Below are 23,250 nucleotides of genomic sequence, written 5' to 3' on the forward strand. Positions count from 1 at the left end.
GCCCGAATCAGGCGGGCCCGGCCCGCCGAGCGCGCATGTTCGCGCCGAACGAGAAGGAACGGGCGTCCTCGCTCACCCCGCCCGGTGCGCGCTCACCCGCACACTCCTCCCTCAGCGGCCGCACGCGTGCCCGGCCCGCCGAGCACGGGTCAGCGCCGAACGCGGCGCTCGCACGTCAGGGCTGCGCGGAGGCGGCGGCGGTGCTCGACCGCTCCATGAGCTTGACGGGCACCACGACCGGCGGTCCCCCACGCGGGTGCGCACCCTTCATCTGTGCGACGAGGTTGCGCACCGCGGCCGAGCCGAGGGCGCGGCGCGGGGTGGCCACCGTCGTCAGCGAGGGCGTGACGAGGTCGGCGGCGAAGATGTTGTCGTAGCCCACGACGGAGACGTCGTCGGGCACGCGGACCCCGCGGGCCTGGACCGCGCGCATGAACCCGATGGCGACGAGGTCGTTGTAGGCGATCACCCCGGTGGTGGGCGCCTGGAGCCATGCCTTCGCCCCCGCGACCCCGCCCGCGACCGTGGGGGCGAGAGGGCCGATGCGCCGGACGTGGACGCTGAGCTCGAGCGACGCCTCGCGCAGCCCGCGCCAGCGCATCCCGTCGGCCCACGACGCCTCGGGGCCGGCGAGGTACGTGACGGTCGTGTGCCCGAGCCCGCCGAGGTGCTCCAGCGCGCGCCGCACGCCGCGGGGGTTGTCCGGGACGACCGACGGGATCTCCCGCACGGCACGGTTGATGACGACCATCGGCTTCTGCTTGGCAATCATCCGGATCGCCGCGTCGGACATGCGCGACGTCCCCAGCACGATGCCGTCGACGATGGGCAGCGCCCGTTCGAGCGCGTCGCGCTCCTGCCGGTCGGACTCGCGCGAGTCCACGAGGACGACGATGTACCCCGCCTCGGCCGCCTCGTCCTGGACGCCGTTGATGATCTCGAAGTAGACGGGGTTGGTGATGTCGGGGACGACCAGGGCGATGAGGTTGGTGTGGGTCGTCGACAGCGCCCGGGCCATCGGGTTGGTGCGGTAGCCGAGCTCGGCGGCGACCTTGCGGATCCGGTCGGCCGTCTCGGAGTTCACCCGCCCTGGCCTCGAGAACGTCCGCGACACCGTCGACGGCGCCACACCAGCGGCCTTCGCCACGTCGTAGATCGTCGGCGCACCCCTGCGCGGACCGGGGACCGGGCCGGGCTCCTCGGCGTCGGCAGGTACGGGTCCGGTGATGGGCACGACGCCGGGCACCTCGTGCTCGTCCTGCTCCACCCGCGGGCCCCCTCGATCCTGCGCCGGTGCAACATCCGGCAAACGGTTGCGACTCTTCCCGCAGCCTAGTGGGAACGGTCGCGGCGATCCTCGTCCGCCGCGCACCGTCCTTCGCCCTCGCCGGCCCGCTCCGGACCCGTCGGCCGCGTCGGCCGTGGCAGGTGCGGACCGCCTGCGGACGGCGCCACGGACGAGCGGACAACACCTGGCAACCCTTGGTGACCGGTGCCTCGAGATGCGTCAATGGAGCGGACGGGTCGACCACCGCCGCCTACGACCCTCCACCCGCGCGTGCCGATCGCCTGGCCCACCAGGTCCTCACCCGCCCGCCCGGACCGTCGCACCGGAAGGAACCCCATGCTCCGCCCCCAGGACTCCGCCACCCGTGAGCGCCGCTCCCTCGACGGCCTGTGGCGCTTCCGCGCCGACGCCGCCTCGCGCGGCCGCACCGAGCGCTGGTTCGCCCGACCCCTGGACGACGCGATCGACATGCCGGTCCCGGCGAGCTTCAACGACGTCGTGCCCGGCCGCGAGCTGCACGACCACGTCGGCGAGGTCTGGTACCAGCGCACCGTCCGCGTCCCGCGGGGGTGGGCCGGCGAACGAGTGGTGCTCCGGTTCGACGCGGCCACGCACCGCGCGACCGTCTGGGTCGGCGAGAGCGAGGTGATGAGCCACGAGGGCGGCTACACCCCGTTCGAGGCCGACGTCACCGAGCACGTGACGCCGGGCGAGGAGGTCCGCATCACCGCCGTCGTCGACAACACCCTCACCTGGGAGACCGTCCCGCCGGGCATCGTCGTGGACACCCCCCACGGCCGGCGCCAGAAGTACATGCACGACTTCTTCAACTACGCCGGGCTCCACCGCACCGTCTGGCTCTACAGCACCCCGGCCACCCACGTGGCCGACGTCACCGTCGTCACGGGTGTCGACGGCGACCCCACCGCGACCGTCGTCACCGGGACGGTCGCGTACGAGGTCGAGGTGGCCGGCGGCGTCACTGGTGGTGACACTGGCGACGGCGCCGCGGCGGGCGACGGCGCGGACGAGCCGGCCGTGGACGTCGAGCTTCGCGACGCCGGCGGCACCGTCGTCGCCCAGGGCCGCGGCGCGGTGGGCACGCTGACCGTCCCGGACGTGCGGCTGTGGCAGCCGGGTGAGGGCTACCGCTACGACCTCGTCGTCTCGGTGAGCGCGGACGGCGTCCTCGTCGACCGCTACACGGAGAAGGTCGGCGTGCGCACGGTGGAGATCCGCGGAACCGACTTCCTCATCAACGGCCGCCCGTTCTACTTCCGCGGCTTCGGCATGCACGAGGACCACGTCACCCGCGGCAAGGGCCACGACGACACCGCCATGGTCCACGACTTCGAGCTCCTGCGCTGGACGGGGGCCAACTCCTTCCGCACCTCGCACTACCCCTACGCCGAGGAGGTCATGGACTACGCGGACGCGCACGGCGTCGTCGTGATCGACGAGACGGCCGCCGTCGGCATGAACGGCGCGGTGGCCGCGGTCCTGGGCACCCGTGTCGACAAGGTGTTCTCCCCCGAGACCGTGAGCGAGCGGACCCGCGAGGTCCACGCCCAGGCGATCCGCGAGCTCGTCGCGCGGGACAAGAACCGACCGAGCGTGGTGCTGTGGTCGATCGCCAACGAGCCGGAGTCGCACACCGAGGAGTCGGAGGAGTACTTCCGCCCGCTGTTCGCCCTCACCCGCGAGCTCGACCCGCACCGCCCCGTCGGGTTCGTCAACGTCATGTTCTCGCCGGCGGACGTGTGCCGTCTCGCGGGGTACTCCGACGTCGTCATGATCAACCGCTACTACGGCTGGTACGCCGACAGCGGCGACCTCGCCGCCGCGGAGGCCGCCCTCGAGGACGAGCTGGCGCAGTGGTCCGAGCACGGCAAGCCGATCCTCATGACCGAGTACGGCGCCGACACGATCACGGGCCTGCACGACCTCACCGGGGCCATGTGGTCCGAGGAGTACCAGACCGAGCTGCTCGACATGTACCACCGGGTCTTCGACCGCACACCGGCCATGGCGGGCGAGCACGTCTGGAACTTCGCCGACTTCGCCACCTCCCACGGGATCGTGCGGGTGGACGGCAACAAGAAGGGCGTCTTCACCCGCGACCGCCGCCCCAAGGCGGCCGCCCACCTCCTGCGGCGCCGCTGGCGCGGCTGATTCTGCCGCCCCACCGCCGCGGCAACCCGTGGCACGGACGTGGCGGCGGGCGCGGGTCCCGGCGAGGATGGCACGCGTACGGTGAGGGACCGACGAAGGAGGACCGGTGGCACCACGCTTCGACCGGCTGGCCGGTGACGACCTGGCCCGCGCCGACGCCGTCGGCGCGCTGCTGACGGGCACGGCCCCGCTGGGGGTGGCGTACTCCGGCGGGGTCGACTCCGCGACGCTCCTCGCCCTGGCGGTGCGGGCGCTGGGTCCCGGCGACGTGGTGGCCCTGCTCGGGGTCTCGCCCTCCCTCGCCCGCAGCGAGCGGGCGACGGCGCACGAGACCGCCGCGTTCGTCGGCGCCCGTCTCGTGGAGGTCCCCACCCACGAGGGCGAGAACCCGGACTACGTGCGCAACGGCGTCGACCGGTGCTTCTTCTGCAAGGACGAGCTCTTCGGCCGGATCGACCACGACGTGGTCCGCGACCACGGCCTCGCCGCCGTCGCCTACGGCGAGAACGCCGACGACACCCTGCGGCCGGACCGGCCCGGCTCCCGGGCCGCGACCGAGCACCGCGTGCTCCGCCCGCTGGCGGACGCGGGCCTGACCAAGGCGCACGTGCGCTCCCTCGCCCGGGCGATGGCCCTGCCCGTGGCGGACAAGCCGGCCGCCCCGTGCCTCGCCTCGCGCATCCCCCACGGGCAGGAGGTGACCCCCGCCAAGCTGCGCCAGGTCGAGCGCGCGGAGGAGGTCCTGCGCGAGCTGGGGTTCAGCGACGGGCGTGTGCGCCACCACGGCGACATCGCCCGCGTCGAGCTGCCGGTCGCGGAGATCCCCCGGGCCGCCGGCGACGACGTGCGGGAGCTCCTCGAGAGCGGCATCCGGGCGGCGGGCTTCCGCTACGTCGTCGTCGACCTCGGCGGCATCCGGTCCGGCGGGTTCACCCTGCCCCTGCTCGCGGCCGGCCACCGTGGCTGAGCCCGACGGCGTCGTCCCCGGCGTGGCGGAGCTCGACCACGACCGTGCCCGGCGGCGCGGCTACCCGGAGGCGGTCTACTGCGAGGGCAAGTCCCCCGACCAGCTGCGCCGGATCGCCGCCGCCCTCGCGGGCCGGCCCGGGAACGCCGCGACGCTCTTCACGCGCGCCGACGACGAGCGGGCCGCGGCCGTCCTCGAGGCGCTGCCCGACGCCCGTCACGAGCCCGACGCACGCCTGCTCGCGTGGCCGCCGCGCGAGCCGGACCCCACCGGCGGTCTCGTCGTCATCGTCTGCGCCGGGACGTCCGACCTTCCGGTGGCCCGCGAGGCCGAGCTCACCGCCCGCTACCTCGGCCGGCGCACCGAGCTGGTCGTCGACGTCGGGGTGGCTGGCATCCACCGAGTCCTCGCGCGGGTGGAGACCCTCCGGGCGGCCGACGCCGTCGTCGTCGTCGCCGGGATGGACGGCGCTCTGCCCGGCGTCGTCGCCGGGCTCGTCTCGGCCCCCGTCGTGGCCGTGCCCACCTCGGTCGGCTACGGCGCGGCCTTCGAGGGGCTCGCACCGCTGCTGACGATGCTCAACGCGTGCGCACCGGGGGTGGGCGTCGTCAACATCGACAACGGCTACGGCGGCGGCCACCTCGCCGCCCAGATCGCCGCCCCGCGCGCCGGTGGGAGGATGGGCCGATGAGCGTCTTCACCAGCATCATCGCCGGCGACATCCCCGGTCGGTTCGTCTGGGCCGACGACGTCTGCGTCGTCCTCGCCACCATCGCGCCGATCACCGACGGCCACATGCTCGTCGTCCCGCGCACCGAGGTCACGCAGTACACCGACGCCGACGACGCGCTGCTGTCCCACCTGGCCGTCGTCGCCAAGCGGGTCGGCCGGGCGCAGCAGGCGGCCTACGGCGCGCCGCGGGCCGCGGTCCTCGTGGCCGGCTTCGAGGTCGACCACCTCCACCTCCACGTCCTGCCGGCGTGGGACGAGCGGTCCCTGCGCTTCGACAACGCGCGCCACGACCTGCCCGCCGAGGAGCTCGACGCAGCCACCGAGGCGGTGCGCGCCGCCCTGCGCGATGCCGGCTGGGGTGCGCAGGTGCCCGTCTCGGCGGGCTCGCCCGCGCTGGCCTGACGCCGCTCAGTCCTCGGAGCCGGGCGCCGCGGCGTCCGCCTCTCCCCCGGCCCCCGGCCCGGCGCCGTCCGGCCCGGCGCCGTCCGGCCCGGGCTCGGTACCAGGATCGGCGCCGTCCAGCCCCTGCTCCACGGTCGCGGGCTCGCCGCCGTCCGCCGCGGGCTCCTCACCCACCTCGTCTCCCCCGGCACCATCGTCCGTCGCCGGCCCGGTCTCCGGCTCCGGGAAGCGGAACCACGTACCGAGCCGGACGGAGGCGTCGGTGCCCACGAGGACGCGGCGGTAGTCCATCGGCTCACCGGTCGCTCGGTCGATCCGCAGGACCGTCAGCTCGGCGTCGGAGGTCAGCGGCCCGACGGTCGCGCCGCCACCCGCGCCGCCGCCGGTGGAGGTGCTCACGTAGCGCAGACCGGCCCCGAGCGGCTCGGGGCCCACGGTCCGGTGCCAGTGGCCCGAGAGCTGCAGCGTCGCGCAGCCCGACTCCAGGGTGGCGGTGCCCGCGCGGGGGTTGTGGACGAGCAGGAGGTCGACCGGGTCACCGGCGTCCCGCGCGTCGCAGGCCGTCCGGGCGAGCCGCTCCTCCATCTCCGGGATCGTCTCGTCCCGCTCGGGCCGGGTGCCGGCGCCGATCGCGGTGAGGGTGGGGTCGGTGTCGCCGAGGATGCGGACACCGGCGACGTCGACGACGTCGCCGCCCAGCACCGTCCACCCGGCCGCGCGCTCCTGCTCGGCCGTGGTCACCGAGTCGTGGTTGCCGGTCGCGACGACGACCGGGACGCCACTGGGCACCGCCCCGGCGAACGCGTCCACGCAGTACGACTCCACGGAGCTGCCCGAGACCACCGTGTCGCCCGCGTCGAGCACCGCGTCGGCCGCGAACGCGTCGACGGCGGCCGTGATGACGTCGGCCATACCGACGTTGCAGTGCAGGTCCGAGACGAGGACGAACGTGACGGGCTCCGGCTCCGGCTCGGGGGACGCCGTGGCACCACCGGGCACGCCCGCGGCGTCCGGCTCGGCGAGGGGGCCGTCGCTCTCGTCGAGCGGTGCGTCGGGCTCGGCGTCAGGGTCTACCAGAGGTGCGTCCAGCGCGGCGGCGTCGGGCGCCTGCGTCTCCGGGTCGACGGCCTCTGCGCCGGGCGCCGATGCCTCCCCCTCGACGGCCTCCCCCACGGGCGCCGACGCCTCCGGGTCGGCGGCGTCCGCGTCGGGGTCAGCCGCCCGGCCGGCCGCGCCGTCGACCGGTACCGGTCCGGCCTCGGGCGTGCCGGTGACGCCGTCCGCCAGGAGCGACGGCGGCGCGACCGGCGCCGACTGGTCGTCCTCGGCGACCGCCGTGCGCAGGTTCTGCGACGCGAGGGCGTAGAACTCCTCGTTCTCCTCGTAGGCGTCGCGCAGCACGTGGCCGTACGTGGCGATGAGATCGGCGAGCCGGCCCGTGATCTGCACCCCCTGCATCGGCGTGCCGTCCAGCACCGGCGGGCTGAGCCCCACGACGGGGCGCTGCTGCACCGCGGGCACGAGGACGGCGGCGACCAGCGCCAGCGACGCGACCGCGCCGAGCGGCGTGACCCCCGGCCGGGCGAGCGCCGCCCGCACGTGGTCGCGCAGGAGGCCCTGGGAGGCCAGGCGCCCCGCGGCGATGAGCACGAGGGCGACCGACCAGACGACGGTGGTGCGGCCCAGGGCGTCGGCGACCAGCCCGCGGGTCGCGGCGGCGACGGCCGCCTCGGGGTGGCTGAAGAGCTGGGCGTAGGCCTGGAGGTCGGCCAGCAGGCCGGTCATCGGGCTGCCCGTGGTCCCGAGCTGGAGCGGGATCTCGCGGACGACCACCTCGATGCCCAGCGGCCACGGGAGGGGCGAGTCCGCCACCACGGCCCCGAGCGGGCCCAGCTCGACGGTCGCCTGCCGGTCGAGCGTGACCTGGTAGTCGGCCTCGTGCGGACCGAGAGAGGCGCGGGTGGACGCCGTCGAGACCCCGACCGCGAGCGCGAGGAGGCCGGTGACGAGCAGGGTTGCGGCGGTGCGCAGCACCCGCCGGGTCGTGGGGGTCTGCCGGTGCCACCACGCCCAGCGACGCTGCGTCGGGACCGGGTCGCTCATCAGGTCCATCATTCCCTGTTCCCGCACGGATCGCCCGGCGCGGGACCCGGCGTGCGTGAGACCGTGGCACCGACCATCCTGGGGACGGCGGCCACGGCCGGCTCGCCCCGGCAGAGGGAGGCCCCATGGGCAGGGACGTGACGGCGAAGTCGTACACCCGCAGCGACCACACCCGGTACCGGCGGGCCGTCCAGCGCGACCTCGACGCGTTGGAGCAGATGCTCGAGGACCGCTCCTTCGTCGAGGACGAGTGGCGCACGGGCCTGGAGATCGAGCTCAACCTCGTCGAGGAGGACCTCTCCCCCGCGATGAAGAACGCCGAGGTCCTCGAGCACATCGACGACATGCGCTACCAGACCGAGCTCGGACGGTTCAACATCGAGCTCAACGTCGAGCCGCGGCGCATCGACGGTCAGTCCCTCCTGCAGCTCGAGTCGGCCCTGCGCAAGAACCTCAACCGGGCCCGCGACCGGGCCGGTGACCTGGGCGCGGACATCGTCATGATCGGGATCCTGCCCACGCTCGAGCCGCCGGAGCCGGGGCGGTCGTGGTTCTCGGAGAACGACCGGTACCGGCTCCTGGACGAGGCCATCCTCTCCGCGCGGCGCGAGGACATCCTCATCGACATCCCGGGGCCCGAGCGGCTGCGGATGACGTCGGACACGATCGCGCTCGAGGCCGCCTGCACGTCCGTCCAGCTGCACCTGCAGGTGCGCCCCGGGAGCTTCGCCCGCTACTGGAACGCCGCGCAGGTGCTCGCCGGCCCGCAGCTCGCCGTCGGTGCCAACTCGCCCTACCTCTTCGGCCACCAGCTCATGGCCGAGACCCGCACCGAGCTGTTCCTCCAGTCGACGGACCTGCGCGCACCGGAGCTCCGCAACCAGGACGTGCGCCCCCTCGTGCCCTTCGGCGACCGGTGGATCAACTCGATCTTCGACCTCTTCGAGGAGAACGTCCGGTACTACCCGACGCTGCTCCCCGAGACGACGGAGGAGGACCCGTTCGCCGTCCTCGACGCGGACGGCACCCCGGAGCTGGCCGAGCTGCGGCTGCACAACGGCACGATCTACCGCTGGAACCGGCCCATCTACGACGTCTCCGACGGCCGTCCCCACCTGCGGGTGGAGAACCGGGTGCTGCCCGCCGGCCCCACGGTCGTCGACGTCCTGGCGAACGCGGCCTTCTTCTACGGCGTCGCGGTGGAGATGGTCCTGGACGAGCGGCCCCTGTGGTCGCGGATGAGCTTCGAGGCGGCACGCGAGAACTTCCACGCCGCCGCGCGCGACGGCGTCGAGTCACGGCTGTACTGGCCCGGGGCGGGCAAGGTGGACTGGGACGAGCTGGTCCTCCGGCGGCTGCTGCCGATGGCGCAGTCCGGGCTGGAGCGCCTCGGGGTGGCCACGGAGGCGTCGGACCGGTACCTCGGGATCATCGAGTCCCGCGCGAAGCTGCGGGTCAACGGCGCCTCGTGGCAGGTCGCTGCCACCCGGGCCTTCGAACGGCGCGGCCTGGACCGTCCGGCCGCGCTCAAGGAGATGCTGCGCGAGTACGTGGGGCACATGCACGCCAACGACCCTGTCCACACCTGGCCGGTGCCCTGACCCGCCCGACGTCAGACGGCGACACCGCCGAGCCAGGCCGTCACGCTGACGATGAAGCCGTTGAGGCCGATCGCGAGCCCCGCCAGCGCGGGCCACATGGGATGGCGCCGCTGTGCGAGGGAGACCACGCCGAGCACCGCCGCGACGAGGGAGAGGATGAGGGAGACGAACCGGTTCACCGCCGTGTAGGTCTCGTCCGCCCCGCCCGGCGCCCCCGCGGAGTAGGCGTAGACGGCCTGCCACACGGTCAGGGCCACGGCCACCGCGAAGGCCGTCCAGGCGACGGCGTCGGAGCGCCGCTCGGCCGCCTCGCCGAGCGCGGCCGTCTCGGGCCCGGCGGCCGCGCGCCCGGACACGTCCCGGTCACGTGCGCCGCGGTCCGCCGCGCGCCCGGACACGTCCCGGTCACGTGCGCCGCGGTCCGCCGCGCGCCCGGCGCCCGCGGCGCCGGACCGGTCCGGGTGGGCCGGCGTGCCCGACGGTTCGTCTCTCACGATGGTCTCCTCACGTCCCGGTCCGACCGGTCGTCCGGGTCGGCCCGGGACGCCCGGGACGACCGCTGGTGCCAGCCTGCCACGCCGGGGCGACGCCCACCCCCGACACGGCCGTGACGCCGCCACTAGGATCGGTCCATGAGCGACACCGTTCCGGTACCGGAGGGCCTGGCAGAGCAGGCGGCGACGATCGGGGGGCCGGAGGGGGTCCTCGACGAGCGGGCCGTCCACGACCACATCGTGTCCTCGCTCGCCAGGCTGGACCTCGACGGCCGCAGCGTCGCCCTGGTCGTGCCGGACGGCACCCGCTCGGTGCCCATGCCGCGGCTCCTGCGCCCCGTGCACGAGGCCCTGGCCGGGCGCGCCACGAAGGTCACGGTCGTCGTCGCGCTGGGCACGCACGCCGCGATGAGCGAGGAGGCCATGGGCCGGGCCTTCGGGTACGAGCCGGGCCGGGCCGAGGAGACCTACCCGGGCTGGACCTTCGTCAACCACGAGTGGTGGCACGAGGAGACCTTCGCCGACCTCGGCGTCATCCCGGCCTCGGAGGTCAGCCGGTACTCCGGCGGCCGGCTCAACGACCGCGACATGCACGTCGTCGTCAACCGCGCGGTGGTCGAGCACGACGTCTCCCTCGTCGTCGGCCCGGTCCTCCCCCACGAGGTCGTCGGGATCTCCGGCGGCAACAAGTACTTCTTCCCCGGCCTGTCGGGGCACGACGTCATCGACCTGTCCCACTGGGTCGGCGCCCTCATCTCCTCCTACGAGATCATCGGGACGACCGGCATCACACCGGTGCGCGCCCTGATCAACGCCGCGACCGAGCGCATCCCGTCCGAGAAGCTCTGCGTCGCCGTCGTCACCGAGGCCGGCACGGGCGAGCTGCACTCGGTGAGCGTCGGCACGACGGAGTCCGCGTGGGCGGCCGCCGCCGAGATCGCCGCCGCCTCCCACATCACCTACCTCGACCGGCCGGTCAGGCGGGTGCTGTCGATCCTGCCCGAGATGTACGAGGACATCTGGACCGGCGCCAAGGGCTTCTACAAGCTCGAGCCCGTCGTGGCCGACGGCGGCGAGGTCATCCTCTACGCCCCGCACATCACGGAGATCTCGGTGATGCACCCGGGCCTGAAGGAGATCGGCTACCACAACCGCGACTACTTCGTGAAGCAGTGGGACCGGTTCCGGGACCACCCCTGGGGCGAGCTCGCACACTCCACGCACCTGCGCGGCATGGGCACCTACGACGCCGAGACCGGGACCGAGACCAACCGGGTCAAGGTCACCCTCGCCACGTCCGTGCCCCGGGAGCAGGTGGAGGCGGTGAACCTGTCGTGGATGGACCCCGCCGACGTCGACGTCGCCGCCCTCGAGGCGGACCCGGACACCTTCGTCGTGCACAACGCCGGTGAGGTGCTGTTCCGGCTGCGGGAGCCCAGCTGAGCCCCGCGCCGGGCCGTCACGTCTGGCTCGACGTCACGGCGGGCGTCGCCGGTGACATGCTGCTCGGGGCCCTCGTCGACGCCGGGGCGGACCTGGCCGCGGTCCAGCGGGCCGTCGACGCCGTCGTCCCCGGGTCTGTGCGGCTCGAGCGGTCCGAGGTGGTGCGCGCCGGCCTGCGCGCCGCGAAGGTCGACGTGGTCGTCCTCGTGGACGACCCGCCGCACCGGCGGTGGACCGAGGTGCGGGCGATGCTCACCGGTGCCACGCTCGACCCGCTCACGCGTGCCCGGGCGCTGGACGCGTTCGCCCTGCTGGCCCGGGCGGAGGGGCGCGTGCACGGCACGAGCCCGGAGGACGTGCACTTCCACGAGGTCGGGGCGCTGGACTCGGTGGCCGACGTCGTGGGCGTCTGCGAGGCGCTGCGGCTGCTGGACGTCGGCACCGTCAGCGCGACGGCGATCGCCGTCGGGGCTGGGCGGGCGCGGGTGGCTCACGGGGACGTCCCCGTGCCCGTCCCCGCGGTGGCCGAGCTCGTGCTCGGCTGGCCGGTCACGGCGGGCGTCCCCGAGATTCCCGACGACGGCCACGAGCACCACCCCCACGACGGCGGGTCCGGCCACGCCCACGGCCACGACGCCGACCACCACGGCCACCACGCCCACGACCACGACCACGCCCACGGCGACTCCGGCGGCGAACCCGGCGACCCCCTCCCTGCGGCGCCCGCCCGGGCTCGGCAGGTCGGCGAGCTCGCCACCCCGACCGGGGTCGCCCTCGTCCGCGCTCTCGCGACGAGCGCCGGCGTTCTGCCCGCGATGACACCCGAGGCGGTCGGGGTCGGGGCGGGCACCAAGGACGTGCCCGGGAGGCCGAACGTGGTCCGCGTCGTGCTCGGGCAGCTCGCCTCCCCCCGGCCGGTACCCGACCCCGGGTCGCACGACGACGCACCCGGCCCGGCCGGATCGCACGACGTCGCACCCGGCCCGGCCGGATCGCACGACGTCGCACCCGGCCCGGCCGGATCGCACGACGCGGCCCCCCAGGTCGTCCAGCTCGAGGCGAACGTCGACGACCTCGACCCGCGCCTGTGGCCGGGCGTGCTCAGCGCCCTGCTCGGGGCCGGCGCCGTCGACGCCTGGCTCAGCCCCATCCTCATGAAGAAGGGTCGGCCCGCCCACACCGTCCACGCCCTGTGCCCTGCCGGCGCAGCCGACGACGTCGCGACGACCCTGTTCACCACGACGAGCACCATCGGCGTGCGCCAGCACGCCCCGCTGCACCGCCGCGTGCTGGGTCGGACGTGGCAGGCGGTCGACGTCGGCGGCGCCCAGGTGCGGGTCAAGGTCGCCCACGACACGGTCGTGGTGCGACAGGTCACCCCCGAGTTCGACGACGTCGTGGCCGCGGCGGCCCAGCTCGCCCTGCCCGAGCGCATCGTCCTGGACCGCGCAAGGCTCGCCGCGGACGAGGCCGGGCTCCGGGTGGGCGGCGCCCTTCATGAGGGCATCACGGACACACTCCCGGACGCACCACCGCAGGAGGAACGATGAGCACGCAGGAGAGCGACGCGGAGCGACCCGAGCACGCCGAGGGTGGCCGGTACACCACGCCCGGGCAGGAGTACACGCGGGACACCCGCTACATCACCACCCGCATCACGGCCGACGGTCGGGACGGCTACCCGGTGGAGCCCGGCCGCTACCGGCTGATGGCCGCCAGGGCCTGCCCGTGGGCGAGCCGGGCGATCGTCGTGCGCCGCCTGCTCGGCCTGGAGGACGCGATCTCGCTCGGCCTGCCCGGCCCCACCCACGACGCCCGCTCGTGGACGTTCGACCTCGACCCGGGCGGCCGTGACCCGGTGCTCGGCATCGAGCGGCTCCAGGAGGCGTACTTCCGCCGGGTCCCCGGGTACACCCGCGGGATCACGGTCCCGGCGATCGTCGACGTGCCCACCGGCGCGGTCGTCACCAACGACTTCGACCAGATGACGCTGGACCTCTCGACGCAGTGGCGCGACCACCACCGCGAAGGTGCACCGGACCTGTACCCGGAGTCGCTGCGGGAGGAGATCGACGCGGTCAACCGCCGTGTGTTCGCCCAGGTGAACAACGGCGTCTACCGGTGCGGGTTCGCCGGCTCGCAGGAGGCCTACGACCGCGCCTACGACCGCCTGTTCAGTGCGCTCGACTGGTTGGAGGAGCACCTGGTCGGCCGGCGGTACCTCGTCGGGGAGACCATCACCGAGGCCGACGTGCGCCTGTTCACCACCCTCGTCCGCTTCGACCCCGTCTACCACGGCCACTTCAAGTGCAACCGCAGCAGGCTCACCGAGATGCCGGTGCTGTGGGCCTACGCCCGCGACCTGTTCCAGACCCCGGGCTTCGGCGACACGGTGGACTTCGGACAGATCAAGCAGCACTACTACCTCGTCCACACCGACATCAACCCCACCGGGATCGTCCCCCGAGGACCCGACCTCGCCGGCTGGCTCACGCCGCACGGTCGTGAGGCCCTCGGTGGGCGCCCGTTCGGCGACGGCACGCCACCCGGACCGGTTCGGCCGGGCGAGGAGGTCGACCCGGCCGGGACGGCCCGGGATGCTACTGGTAGCTGATGAAGTTCGGCACCGGCTGCACCTGCATCGTCTGCTCGGGCGTGAGCATGGGGACGTCCTCGTCGTAGAAGTTCTTCCAGCCCCACCACCGGACGGACGGTGCGTTGGCGCGCAGCGTCGCCCAGGTGCCCTGCTTGGCTCCCTGACCACCCTGGCCGTCGGCGTGGATGAGGACGGCGAGCTCGCTGCGTGACTGGTCGACGGTGTCGACGCCGGGGATCATCCGCACCTGGAACTGGTGGAGGACGAGGAGCTTCTGCGGCAGGGCACGCTCGCGGGTGAGGTCGGCCAGGTAGGTGACGACCTGGTTGACCTCGGCGACGTCGACGTGGCCGATCTGACGCATGTGCACCTCGTCGGGCCCGAGACGCCACTCCGGGTCGAGGGCGAGGCCCACGTTCGGCATCGCGAGGAGCTCCTCGTAGCGCCTGGCCTGGGTGACGAAGTCCGTGCGGCCCGGCTGGAGGTCCAGGACGACGTAAAGGCCCTGCTCGTGCGCGAGGTCGACGAGCGGGCGCAGCTCCTCCACCGGCCGCTCACCGGAGTAGTTGCCGTCGTCGCCGGGCCCGGCCGAGGCGACCGTGGAGATGATCTCCAGGGCGGGGACGACGTAGGTATCGGTGAGGTCCGCGTACGACGCCGCGTGCGCGCGGGCGCGCTCCACGGTCGCCTCGGGTCCCTGCTCGCCGAGCACCCCGAGCGCGGAGGTGATGGGGCTGCCGTAAAGCGCGACGTAGGTCTTGCCGGGCATGACCAGCTGGCCGCCGCCGGGAAGCTCGGTCCCCGTCGCAGCCGTCCGGGTCCGCCACTCCAGCGTGCCGGGGTCGCCGAACGCTGTGCCCAGGCCGACGACGACGCCCGGCTCGTTCGCGGCCGTCTCCTGGACCGTGGTGCTCGTGGCCCGCGGGTCGCCGCCGGGCACGGTCTGCACCCGGGCGCCGGCGGTGCGGGCGTTGGCGACGGCGGCCGCCTGGGCGGGGTCACCGGTCGTCATCACGACCACGTCCGACGCAGCAGGGTCAGGCCGCTCCGTGGCGGGAAGCTCGGCGGCGCTCGACTCCTCGCCGTCGTCCTCGGTGGAGTCAACGCCCGGCTCGGTGGCTTCGCCACCCGGCTCGGTGGGCTCACTCGCCGGTGTCGCCTCCGCACCGGTTCCTGTCGGCTCGGCGCCGGCCGCGTCGCCGGTCGCCGGCGCGGTCGTGGCCCCTGCCTCAGGCGCGCTCGGGTCGCCGGCCTCACCCTCCGCAGGTGGGGTGCCGTCAGCGGCTGGGGCGGGGTCGGCCGCCGCGAGCAGGGCGGGCTGCCCGGGGTCGAGCGCGACGACGGCGGCCACCGCACCGTCGGCGGCGACCGGCTCGGCCGACACCGACGCTCCGACGAGCTCGGCCAGCGCGGCGTCGTCCTGCGGTGCGTCGACGACCTCCACCTCTCCGGCGGGGTCCGACACCTCGCCGACCACGAGAACCGAGCGGGCGCCCAGTCGCTCGAGCTCCGCCGTCGCCGCCGGGCCGTCGAGGAGCACCGGGACGCCGAGCGCGAAGGCCGCGGAGGCGCCGCGGAGTGCGTCCGCCTCGCTCGCGAGGACGACCACCTCGGCGTCGGTGAAGAAGGTGGCCGAGGTCTGGGCGGCGAGGTCCGCCGCGCCGTCGGCGCCGATGACGGCGGTGGCGGGTGGCGCCGCCACCGTCGCCACGACGGCGGGATCGGCCGACTCGCTCGGACGTCCGGCGGTACCGAGCTCCTTGCCCTCGGTGTCGGTGCACCCGGCCAGCGCCAGGGCGGCGGCCGCGAGGGCGGCGGGAACGGTGCGTCGAGACGGGCGCATGCTCTCCTCAGGAGTTCTGTGGGCGGTCCTTCCAGGGTACGGCCCGCCTCCGACGTTGAGACTTGTAGGGCCTCGTCTGGGGGTGTGACTCTGCCTCTGACTGGCCCGCGTGCGGTGCCTTTGACGTGATCTGTCCACTCTCGGGCGAGGCGTCTTAAGGGTGCGCCGACCAGGCGGACATGACTTCATAGGAGCCTGGCCTAGAGGCCCCGTCAACGTCTTGTCTGCCCGCCTGGCCGGTGCTGCCGATCCCTAGTTCTACGCGGAAGGGCACATCCATCATGACAAGCACGCGCCCAGTTGTCGCCGGGGCCGATACCCATGCCGACACGCATCACATCGCCGTCCTCGACGCCGCCACCGGCGCGTTGCTCGGCGACCGGCAGTTCCCGGCCACGACAGCGGGATACCGGGCGATCCTCGCTTTCGTGGCCGAGCTCGGCGAGCTGGTCCGGTTCGGGGTCGAGGGCACGAACTCCTACGGGGCTGGGTTGAGCCGGCACCTGCAGGGCGCGGGTGTGCCGGTGCGGGAGGTGATACGCCCGAACCGTGCCGCACGACGCCTGCGAGGCAAGTCCGATCCGCTGGACGCGATCACCGCCGCGCAGGTGGCACTCGCCGGCGAGGACCTCCCGATCCCGAAGGCCAGTGACGGTCCGGTGGAGTCCATCCGGGTCCTGGCGATGGTCCGGGACTCCGCGGTCAAGGCCCGCGCGAACGTCCTCCGCCAGATCGGGATGATCCTGGTATCGGCACCCGCCGAGCAACGGGAGAAGTTGCAGAAACTGGGTGAGAAGGCGCTGCTGGACACGCTGCGGCGCTCCCGCCCCGGCGATCTCCTCACCGGCGTCGACCACGCCACAGCGACCGCGCTGCGCCATCTCGCCCGCCGCCACGAACACCTCACCGAGGAGATCGCCGAGACCACCGACCAGCTCCGCGCCCTCGTCGAGCACGTCAACCCCGCGCTGCTGGCCACCAAGGGCGTCGGGGTCGTCACCGCCGCGCAGCTACTGATCACCGCCGGGGACAACCCGCACCGAATCACCGGCAAGGCCGCGTTCGCCGCGCTCACCGGCACCAGCCCGATCCCGGCCTCCAGCGGCAAGACGAACCGGCATCGCCTCAACCGCGGCGGCGACCGCCGCGCCAACTTCGCCATCCACACCATCGCGCTCGTCCGGATGAGCATGGACCCGCGCACCAAGGCCTACATCGCGAAGAAACTCACCGAGGGCAAGACCAAGCTCGAAGCGATCCGCTGCCTCAAACGACACATCGCGAACGAGATCTACACACTGCTCACAAACCCGCCAGCCGTGCCTGACGTCACCGACCTGCGCCCCGCCCGCCTCGCCCGAGGACTATCCCTCCAGACCGTCGCGGACCACTTCGGCGTCTGGCCCATGCACATCTCCACCATCGAACGCGGCAAACGCCGCGACGACGACCTCACCCACCGCTACCGCCAATGGCTCAACGCCGCTTGACAACCCATAGGAGCATCACACGGCGCGGGCGCGCGCCAGGAGATGCGCCACAGCGCAGGAGCCCGCGACCGCTGGGAGGATCGCCACCGCAGCCGTGCGGGGAAGGTTCCCCGCCGCGACCCTGTTGCAGGAGAAGTCGGTCGGACCACGGGAGAGGACGAGGGATGCCGGACTACGGCCACGAGATGCGCGGCGGCGCGTTCATCACCCCCTCGGCCCGTGACGCCGCGGGCACGGTCCGCCTCGCCACCACGGCCGAGGACGCCGGGCTCGACGTCGTCGCCTTCCAGGACCACCCGTACCAGCCGGCGTTCCTCGACGCCTGGACACTGCTCTCGTGGGTGGGGGCGTGCACCTGGCGCGTCCACCTCATGCCCGACGTCGCGAACCTCCCCCTCCGACAGCCTGCCGTGCTCGCGCGCTCGGCGGCGAGCCTCGACCTCCTCACCGGCGGACGTGTCGAGCTGGGCCTCGGCGCCGGCGCCTTCTGGGACGCGATCGTCGCCATGGGCGGTCCCCGCCTCAGCCCGGGCGACGCCGTCGACGCCCTCGGTGAGGCGATCGACGTCATCCGTGAGCTGTGGGACCCCACGCGCCGCCTCGTGCGCGCGGGCGGCGAGCACCACCACCTCGACGGCGCGAAGCCCGGACCGGCTCCCGCGCACCGGGTCCCGATCTGGATCGGCGCCGTACGCCCCCGCATGCTGAGGTTGACCGGACGTCTCGGCGACGGCTGGGTGCCGAGCTCGGCCTACGTGCCGCCGTCCGACCTGGCCGCACCGAACGGAGTCATCGACGACGCAGCGCGCGCGGCGGGCCGGGACCCGGCGGACGTGCGGCGTCTGTACAACATCGGCGGGGACTTCTCGCGGGGCGCAGGATTCCTCCGTGGCCCGGCGCCGGTGTGGGCCGAGCAGCTCGCGGAGGTCGCCCTGACCCACGGGATGAGCACCTTCATCGTCGCCGCCGACACCGCGGACGACATCCGGCGCTTCGGCCACGAGGTGATGCCGGACCTGCGCGAGCGGGTCGCCGCCGAGCGGGCGACGCGATGAGCGGCGTCCTCAGCGCCGCTGAGCTCGGGGCCCCTGCGCTCGGCGAGCGGGCGACGATCGTCCAGGTCTCCAGCGCCTTCTGCGCACCGTGCCGGGCGGCACGGACCGTGGCGGCACATGTCGCGGGGACGAGCGACGGGGTGGCACACGTCGAGCTCGACGTCGCGGGTCACGAGGAGCTCGCCGAGCGCCTCGGGGTCACGGCCACGCCGACCGTCCTCGTCCTCGACCGCGCCGGGAGCGTCCGGCACCGGCTCGAGGGAGTGCCACGACTGGCGTGGCTGCGCGCGAGCGTCGACGAGGCAGCCGGCGACCTCCCGATGTAGGCCGACCGGCCCGAGCCGGGCCGACACCATTCCGAGACAGGCCGACCGTCACGGACCAAGGTCCTGCACCGCGTGTGACGTCTGCCCCAGGATGGGGTGGTCAGAGTCGACACAAACAGGAGGACCCGCACATGTCGTTCCAGGACAAGGTCGCGATCGTCACAGGCGGTGGCTCGGGGCTCGGAGAAGCGATCGGCAAGGAGCTCGCCGCCAAGGGCGCCAAGGTCGTGCTCAGCGACATCAACCTCGCCGCCGCCCAGCGCGTGGCGGACGAGATCACCACCGCGGGCGGTACCGCCTCCGCGGTCGAGCAGGACACGGCCGTCAAGGCGGACTCGGAGAAGGTGGTCCGCTACGCCGTCGAGACCTACGGCGCACTCCATCTCGCGGTCAACAACGCCGGGATCGGCGGCAAGAACGCGCCCGCGGGCGAGACGGACCTGGACGAGTGGGACAAGGTCATCGGGATCAACCTCAACGGCGTCCTCTACGGGATGCGGTACCAGATCCCGGAGATGCTCAAGGCGGGCGCGGAGCGCAGCGCCATCGTCAACATGGCCTCGATCCACGGCTCCGTGGCGGCTCTGGGCAACGGCGCGTACACCGCCGCCAAGCACGGCGTCGTCGGGATCACCAGGAACGCGGCGGCCGAGTACGGCGCCCAGGGTCTGCGCATCAACTCGGTCGGCCCGGGCTACATCCACACGCCTCTGCTCGACAACAACCTCACGCCGGACGTCATCGAGATGCTCGCCGGCAAGCACCCGCTCGGACGTCTCGGCCGCCCGGAGGAGGTCGCGCACCTGGTGTGCTTCCTGCTGTCCGAGGACGCCTCGTTCATCACCGGCGGGTACTACCTCGTCGACGGCGGGTACACCACGGTGTGAGCTCGCCCGTGCCACGCAGGGTCCGCCGTCGGCTCGTCCGGCCGCGGCGGACCCTGCGGTGCGCCGGTGAGGGACCGTTCGCCCTGACGCCGGGCGGGTGCCGTCACACCGTTGTCGGCGCCGTCACTCGCGGACATGCGCCATCACGCCGTGACCGGCGCCGCCGTCACGTGCGGACCCGCGCCATCACGCCGTGACCGGCGCCGTCACCCCTCAGGCGCCGTCACCCTCAGGCGCCGTCGCCTTCAGGCCCGCGCGGAGGCGAAGCGACGGACCCAGCCCTCGACGTAGTCGGCCGTCTCCTCCCAGTCGCGGACGGCGTGCACGGGCATCCCCAGGCGGATGACGGGATAGTCGTTGCCGCCCTCGTCCAGCCGGTCACCGACGAAGAGGATGTCGGACACGGCGATGCCCGTCTGCTCGCTGAGCCGCTCCATCCCGTAGGCCTTGTCCACGCCCTTGCGGGTGATGTCCACCGACGTCGAGCCGCCGGAGCGGACCTCCAGGTCCGGCAGGAGCTCGGCGACGGCGTCGCGCAGACGCCCCTTCTTCTCGCCGGTGGGGTCCCACGCCTTCTTCGCGTCGAGCGGTGCCTCCTGGCCCAGTGCCGAGAAGGTGATCTGGGAGCCGCGGTCCTCGAGGATGTCGCCCCAGGTCTGCTCCTCCCAGAGGCCGAGACGGCGGGCCTCACCCTCCACCGCCGCGAGAGCACGCGACCGCTCGTCGTCGGTGAGGTCGTGGTTGTAGACCTGCTCCCACGTCGCGCCCTCGTGGCGCAGGTAGCGCGTGCCGCACGTGGGCATGAGGTGCAGCCGGGAGAGCTGCTCGTCCGTGGCGTCGAGGTGGGCGAGGACCTGGTCGCTGAACTGACCGAAGTGACCGCCGGAGATGATGCACACCGGCACCTCGTCCAGCAGTGCGGTCAGGGCGCGCCCCATGCGCTCGGGCATCGGCGACTTCGACGGCGCGAGCGTGTCGTCGAGGTCGAAGGCGATGAGTCGCACGTCCGTCGCGTCGGCCTGGGTCTCGTCGGTCATTGATCTCCTCGGGTGGTCGTCCTGTGATTATGCCGTGTCCCCGCAGACCGCCCGGAGCACAATGTCCCCATGACCACCGTGCCGCTCCTCACGCTCAACGACGGGCACCGCCTGCCGGCCATCGGCCTGGGCACCTACCCCATGACCGACGAGGTGGCCGCGACCGCCGTCGCCTCGGCGCTGCGCATGGGTTACCGCCTCGTCGACACCGCCGCGAAGTACGGCAACGAGGTGGGCGTCGGCCGCGGGATCGCCGATTCCGGTGTGCCGCGCGAGGAGGTCCTCCTCACGAGCAAGCTTCGAGGGCAGGATCAGGGCTACGACGAGACGTTGCGGGCCTTCGACGCCAGCCGCCGGGACCTCGGCGTGGACTACCTCGACCTCTACCTCATCCACTGGCCGCTGCCCCGGGTCGACAAGTTCGTCGACACCTGGCGGGCGCTGATCCGCCTGCGCGAGGAGGGACTCGTGCGCTCGATCGGCGTCTCGAACTTCACGGTGGACCACCTTGACCGGCTCATCACGGAGACCGGGGTGACCCCAGCCGTGAACCAGATCGAGCTCCACCCGGCCTTTCCCCAGGAGCAGATGCGTGCCGCGCACGCCGAGCGCGGGATCATCACCCAGTCGTGGAGCCCGCTCGGACGGGCTCGTCTGCTCGACGCCCCGGCCATCGTCGAGGCAGCCGGGCACCACGGAGTCACCCCGGCCCAGGCCGTGCTGCGCTGGCACCACCAGCTCGGGGCTGTGCCGATCCCGAAGTCGGCCGACCCGGAGCGGCAACGTGAGAACCTCGACATCTTCCGCTTCGCGCTCCACGAGCCCGAGCTCGACCGAATCTCCGCACTCGCCCGCTCCCGGTACGGCGGCGACCCGGACGTTCACGAGGAGTTCTGAGGTCGGGACCGCCGCGTCCGAACGCCCTCTCGAAGGTTTGAGCGCACACGGCCACGACGAACGTGTGGGCTCGGGCTCAGCCCGCTCCCCTGCTCCCCGCTGCAGCCCGCTCCCTCGCTCCCCGCCGCAGCACCCTGTGCCATGGGTCTTCCTTCCCTCCCCACTGTTCCTCCACAGGTGTGGTTCCTGCGTGGGTGTCCACAAATTTGGCGGAATGACGCCATTCCTCTGGACCTGCCGAACGTCCGTTCGATACGGTGGAGGTTGACACGGACGAGGGAGGTGAGTGGTCATGGCGGTCACCGCCGAGCTGCCCGGGAGCCCGACCGTCGCCCTGCTCACCACGGCGCAGGACGCCCTGAGCCAGGTTCTGGCGACCGACCTGCTCGACCACCCCGCCCAGGTCGCCCTCGACGTCCTCGACCAGGCCGAGACCCTGCGCCGCCAGGTCGAGGCCCTGACCGCCCGGGCCCTGACCGCGGTCGAGGCCGACGGCCGGTGGGCCCTGGACGGGGCCCGGTCCATGGCCACCTGGTACCGGCACCGCTCCGGCCGCCACCACAGCGCCGCGGCCCGCAAGGTCCGCCAGGCCCGCGCCCTGCGCGACCACCTCCCCGCCACCGCGACCGCCCTGGCGACCGGCACGATCAGCGTCGACCACGCCGCCGCCCTGGTCCGCCACACCACCGACACCCCGGCCCGCCAGGCCCTGCTACGCCACCACGACGTCGGCGAGGACTTCCTCCTGGGCCACGCCACCACCATGGACGCCCAGGGCTTCACCCTGGCCCTGCGCCACTGGGCCCTGCGCGCGGACCCCGACGCCGCCGACCGCGCCTACCGCGCCGACGCCGACCGCGAGGAGTTCTACCTCGCCGAGACCACCGACGGCTACGTCCCCGGCGGGTGGCTCTCCAAAGCCACCGGCACCGCGCTCCTGACCGCCCTCGACGCCCGGGTCGGCACCCCCGCCGCGACCGATACCCGCACCCCCAACCAGCGCCGCGCCGGCGCCCTGGCCTCCCTGGCCCACCTCACCCTCGACGCCGGCATTCTCAAACCCTTCGCCCGCACCCGCCCCCACCTGTGCGTCACCGTCCCCTTCACCACCCTGACCCTGCTCGCCCAGACCACCCCCACCCCCCACCACCCCTCCTGCCCCGCCACCACGCCCCGCCCCGCCAGCCCTGGCCCCACCGGCCCCGGCGTCACCAGCCCCGGCGTCACCAGCCCCGGCGTCACCAGCCCCGGCCCCACCGGCCCCGGCGTCACCAGCCCCGGCGTCACCAGCCCCGGCCCCACCGGCCCCGGCCCGGGCGCGGCGTTCGGCCTCACCCCGGCCACGACCGACGCCACGGGCGGGACCGGCGCCACGGACCCCGCGGCCACCACCGGCGCCACCAGCGCCACCGGCGCCGCGGCCGCCCGGTGTACCTGCGGCGCCCCCGAGGCGCTCATCAGCGCCGACCTCGACGTGGCCGCGATGGCCGCCGCGGAACCCGCCACCTTCCCCGACGGCACCCCCCTGCCCCACGCGCTCCTGGCCCGCCTGGCCTGCTCCTCCGGGATCCACCGCGTGGTGTTCGGGCCCGACTCCCAACCCCTGGACGTCGGCCGCGAGGAACGCCTCTACACCACCGCCCAGACCCGGGCCATCATCGCCCGGGACCGCCACTGCCAGTACCCCGACTGCACCGCCCCACCAGGCGAGGGCGAGATCCACCACTCCCTGTGGTGGTACGCCCACCACGGCCCCACCGACCTCCGCAAAGGCATCCTGCTCTGCTGGCACCACCACGACCACGTCCACAACCGCCACATCACCATCGAACGACACACCGACCGATGGACCTTCCACCGCCGCGACGGCACCCTCCTCGGCACCACCACCTTCCGCACCAACTAGCCCGGTCGGCG

The 23,250-nt window shown here is 73.6% G+C and carries 19 protein-coding genes; 14 read left to right on the forward strand and 5 right to left on the reverse strand.

What is annotated here, in order from left to right; all coding sequences use genetic code 11:
* Positions 1-175: 175 nt before the first annotated feature.
* A complete protein-coding gene (locus AAEM63_RS10245; protein ID WP_341358171.1) occupies positions 176-1,267 on the reverse strand; it encodes a LacI family DNA-binding transcriptional regulator in 1,092 nt (363 codons plus the stop codon).
* 357 nt (positions 1,268-1,624) lie between these two features.
* Here AAEM63_RS10245 and uidA point away from each other — a divergent pair, with 357 nt between their 5' ends.
* The 4 genes from uidA (at position 1,625) to AAEM63_RS10265 (ending at position 5,561) form a co-directional block, all read left to right on the forward strand.
* Positions 1,625-3,460: a beta-glucuronidase gene (uidA, locus tag AAEM63_RS10250; protein ID WP_341358172.1), complete on the forward strand. Its 1,836-nt coding sequence runs from the start codon at positions 1,625-1,627 to the stop codon at positions 3,458-3,460.
* Between the two features lie 106 nt (positions 3,461-3,566).
* A complete protein-coding gene (larE, locus tag AAEM63_RS10255) occupies positions 3,567-4,427 on the forward strand; it encodes an ATP-dependent sacrificial sulfur transferase LarE (RefSeq protein ID WP_341358173.1) in 861 nt (286 codons plus the stop codon).
* Positions 4,420-5,118 carry a nickel pincer cofactor biosynthesis protein LarB gene (gene larB / locus AAEM63_RS10260; RefSeq protein WP_341358174.1) on the forward strand — a complete coding sequence of 233 codons (699 nt, stop codon included), beginning with the start codon at positions 4,420-4,422 and terminating at the stop codon, positions 5,116-5,118. Before larE ends, larB begins: the two co-directional genes overlap by 8 nt.
* Positions 5,115-5,561, forward strand: coding sequence for an HIT family protein (locus tag AAEM63_RS10265; RefSeq protein WP_341358175.1), 447 nt, complete (start codon positions 5,115-5,117; stop codon positions 5,559-5,561). The genes larB and AAEM63_RS10265 overlap by 4 nt, the downstream gene beginning before the upstream one ends.
* A 6-nt stretch (positions 5,562-5,567) precedes the next feature.
* On the opposite strand, the gene AAEM63_RS10270 is transcribed toward AAEM63_RS10265, so the two are convergent.
* Positions 5,568-7,664, reverse strand: a complete 2,097-nt coding sequence (locus AAEM63_RS10270) for a metallophosphoesterase (RefSeq protein WP_341358176.1) — start codon at positions 7,662-7,664, stop codon at positions 5,568-5,570.
* A 125-nt stretch (positions 7,665-7,789) separates the two neighbouring features.
* On the opposite strand from AAEM63_RS10270, the gene AAEM63_RS10275 reads away from it, so the two are divergent.
* Positions 7,790-9,265 (forward strand): glutamate--cysteine ligase, encoded by a 1,476-nt coding sequence (locus AAEM63_RS10275; RefSeq protein ID WP_341358177.1) that lies wholly within the window; start codon positions 7,790-7,792, stop codon positions 9,263-9,265.
* Positions 9,266-9,276: 11 nt separating this feature from the next.
* Here AAEM63_RS10275 and AAEM63_RS10280 read toward each other — a convergent pair whose 3' ends face one another.
* Entirely contained in the window at positions 9,277-9,759 is a 483-nt protein-coding gene (locus AAEM63_RS10280) for a hypothetical protein (RefSeq protein WP_341358178.1), read from the reverse strand.
* A gap of 138 nt (positions 9,760-9,897) precedes the next feature.
* On the opposite strand from AAEM63_RS10280, the gene AAEM63_RS10285 reads away from it, so the two are divergent.
* From AAEM63_RS10285 to AAEM63_RS10295, 3 genes are read left to right on the forward strand one after another with little or no spacing between them, the layout of a single operon-like run.
* The gene (locus tag AAEM63_RS10285; RefSeq protein WP_341358179.1) at positions 9,898-11,202 is read left to right on the forward strand and encodes a lactate racemase domain-containing protein; all 1,305 of its coding nucleotides are present in this window, start codon (positions 9,898-9,900) and stop codon (positions 11,200-11,202) included.
* Positions 11,199-12,752, forward strand: coding sequence for a LarC family nickel insertion protein (locus AAEM63_RS10290; protein WP_341361355.1), 1,554 nt, complete (start codon positions 11,199-11,201; stop codon positions 12,750-12,752). The genes AAEM63_RS10285 and AAEM63_RS10290 overlap by 4 nt, the downstream gene beginning before the upstream one ends.
* Positions 12,749-13,816 carry a glutathione S-transferase C-terminal domain-containing protein gene (locus AAEM63_RS10295; RefSeq protein WP_341358180.1) on the forward strand — a complete coding sequence of 356 codons (1,068 nt, stop codon included), beginning with the start codon at positions 12,749-12,751 and terminating at the stop codon, positions 13,814-13,816. The genes AAEM63_RS10290 and AAEM63_RS10295 overlap by 4 nt, the downstream gene beginning before the upstream one ends.
* Here the strand turns inward: AAEM63_RS10295 and AAEM63_RS10300 are convergent.
* On the reverse strand, positions 13,803-15,641 hold the full coding sequence (locus AAEM63_RS10300) for a hypothetical protein (RefSeq protein WP_341358181.1): 1,839 nt from the start codon (positions 15,639-15,641) through the stop codon (positions 13,803-13,805). The two genes, AAEM63_RS10295 and AAEM63_RS10300, sit on opposite strands and share 14 nt — an antisense overlap.
* Positions 15,642-15,922: 281 nt before the next feature.
* Between AAEM63_RS10300 and AAEM63_RS10305 the strand changes: the two genes are divergently transcribed.
* From AAEM63_RS10305 to AAEM63_RS10320, 4 genes are all read left to right on the forward strand, one after another.
* Positions 15,923-17,131, forward strand: coding sequence for an IS110 family transposase (locus AAEM63_RS10305; RefSeq protein ID WP_341358182.1), 1,209 nt, complete (start codon positions 15,923-15,925; stop codon positions 17,129-17,131).
* Between the two features lie 164 nt (positions 17,132-17,295).
* Complete coding sequence (locus AAEM63_RS10310; RefSeq protein WP_341358183.1) at positions 17,296-18,186, forward strand: LLM class flavin-dependent oxidoreductase; 891 nt, start codon at positions 17,296-17,298, stop codon at positions 18,184-18,186.
* Positions 18,183-18,512: a thioredoxin family protein gene (locus tag AAEM63_RS10315; protein WP_341358184.1), complete on the forward strand. Its 330-nt coding sequence runs from the start codon at positions 18,183-18,185 to the stop codon at positions 18,510-18,512. The genes AAEM63_RS10310 and AAEM63_RS10315 overlap by 4 nt, the downstream gene beginning before the upstream one ends.
* A gap of 131 nt (positions 18,513-18,643) precedes the next feature.
* Positions 18,644-19,399 (forward strand): glucose 1-dehydrogenase, encoded by a 756-nt coding sequence (locus tag AAEM63_RS10320; RefSeq protein ID WP_341358185.1) that lies wholly within the window; start codon positions 18,644-18,646, stop codon positions 19,397-19,399.
* A gap of 245 nt (positions 19,400-19,644) precedes the next feature.
* Here the strand turns inward: AAEM63_RS10320 and AAEM63_RS10325 are convergent, their stop codons facing one another.
* The gene (locus AAEM63_RS10325; protein ID WP_341358186.1) at positions 19,645-20,436 is read right to left on the reverse strand and encodes an HAD-IIB family hydrolase; all 792 of its coding nucleotides are present in this window, start codon (positions 20,434-20,436) and stop codon (positions 19,645-19,647) included.
* 69 nt (positions 20,437-20,505) lie between these two features.
* Between AAEM63_RS10325 and AAEM63_RS10330 the strand changes: the two genes are divergently transcribed.
* Both AAEM63_RS10330 and AAEM63_RS10335 read left to right on the forward strand, forming a co-directional pair.
* Complete coding sequence (locus tag AAEM63_RS10330; protein WP_341358187.1) at positions 20,506-21,333, forward strand: aldo/keto reductase; 828 nt, start codon at positions 20,506-20,508, stop codon at positions 21,331-21,333.
* Between the two features lie 292 nt (positions 21,334-21,625).
* Complete coding sequence (locus AAEM63_RS10335) at positions 21,626-23,239, forward strand: DUF222 domain-containing protein (protein ID WP_341358188.1); 1,614 nt, start codon at positions 21,626-21,628, stop codon at positions 23,237-23,239.
* Positions 23,240-23,250: the final 11 nt, after the last annotated feature.

Source organism: Georgenia sp. M64 (genome assembly GCF_038049925.1).
Taxonomy (GTDB): domain Bacteria; phylum Actinomycetota; class Actinomycetes; order Actinomycetales; family Actinomycetaceae; genus Georgenia.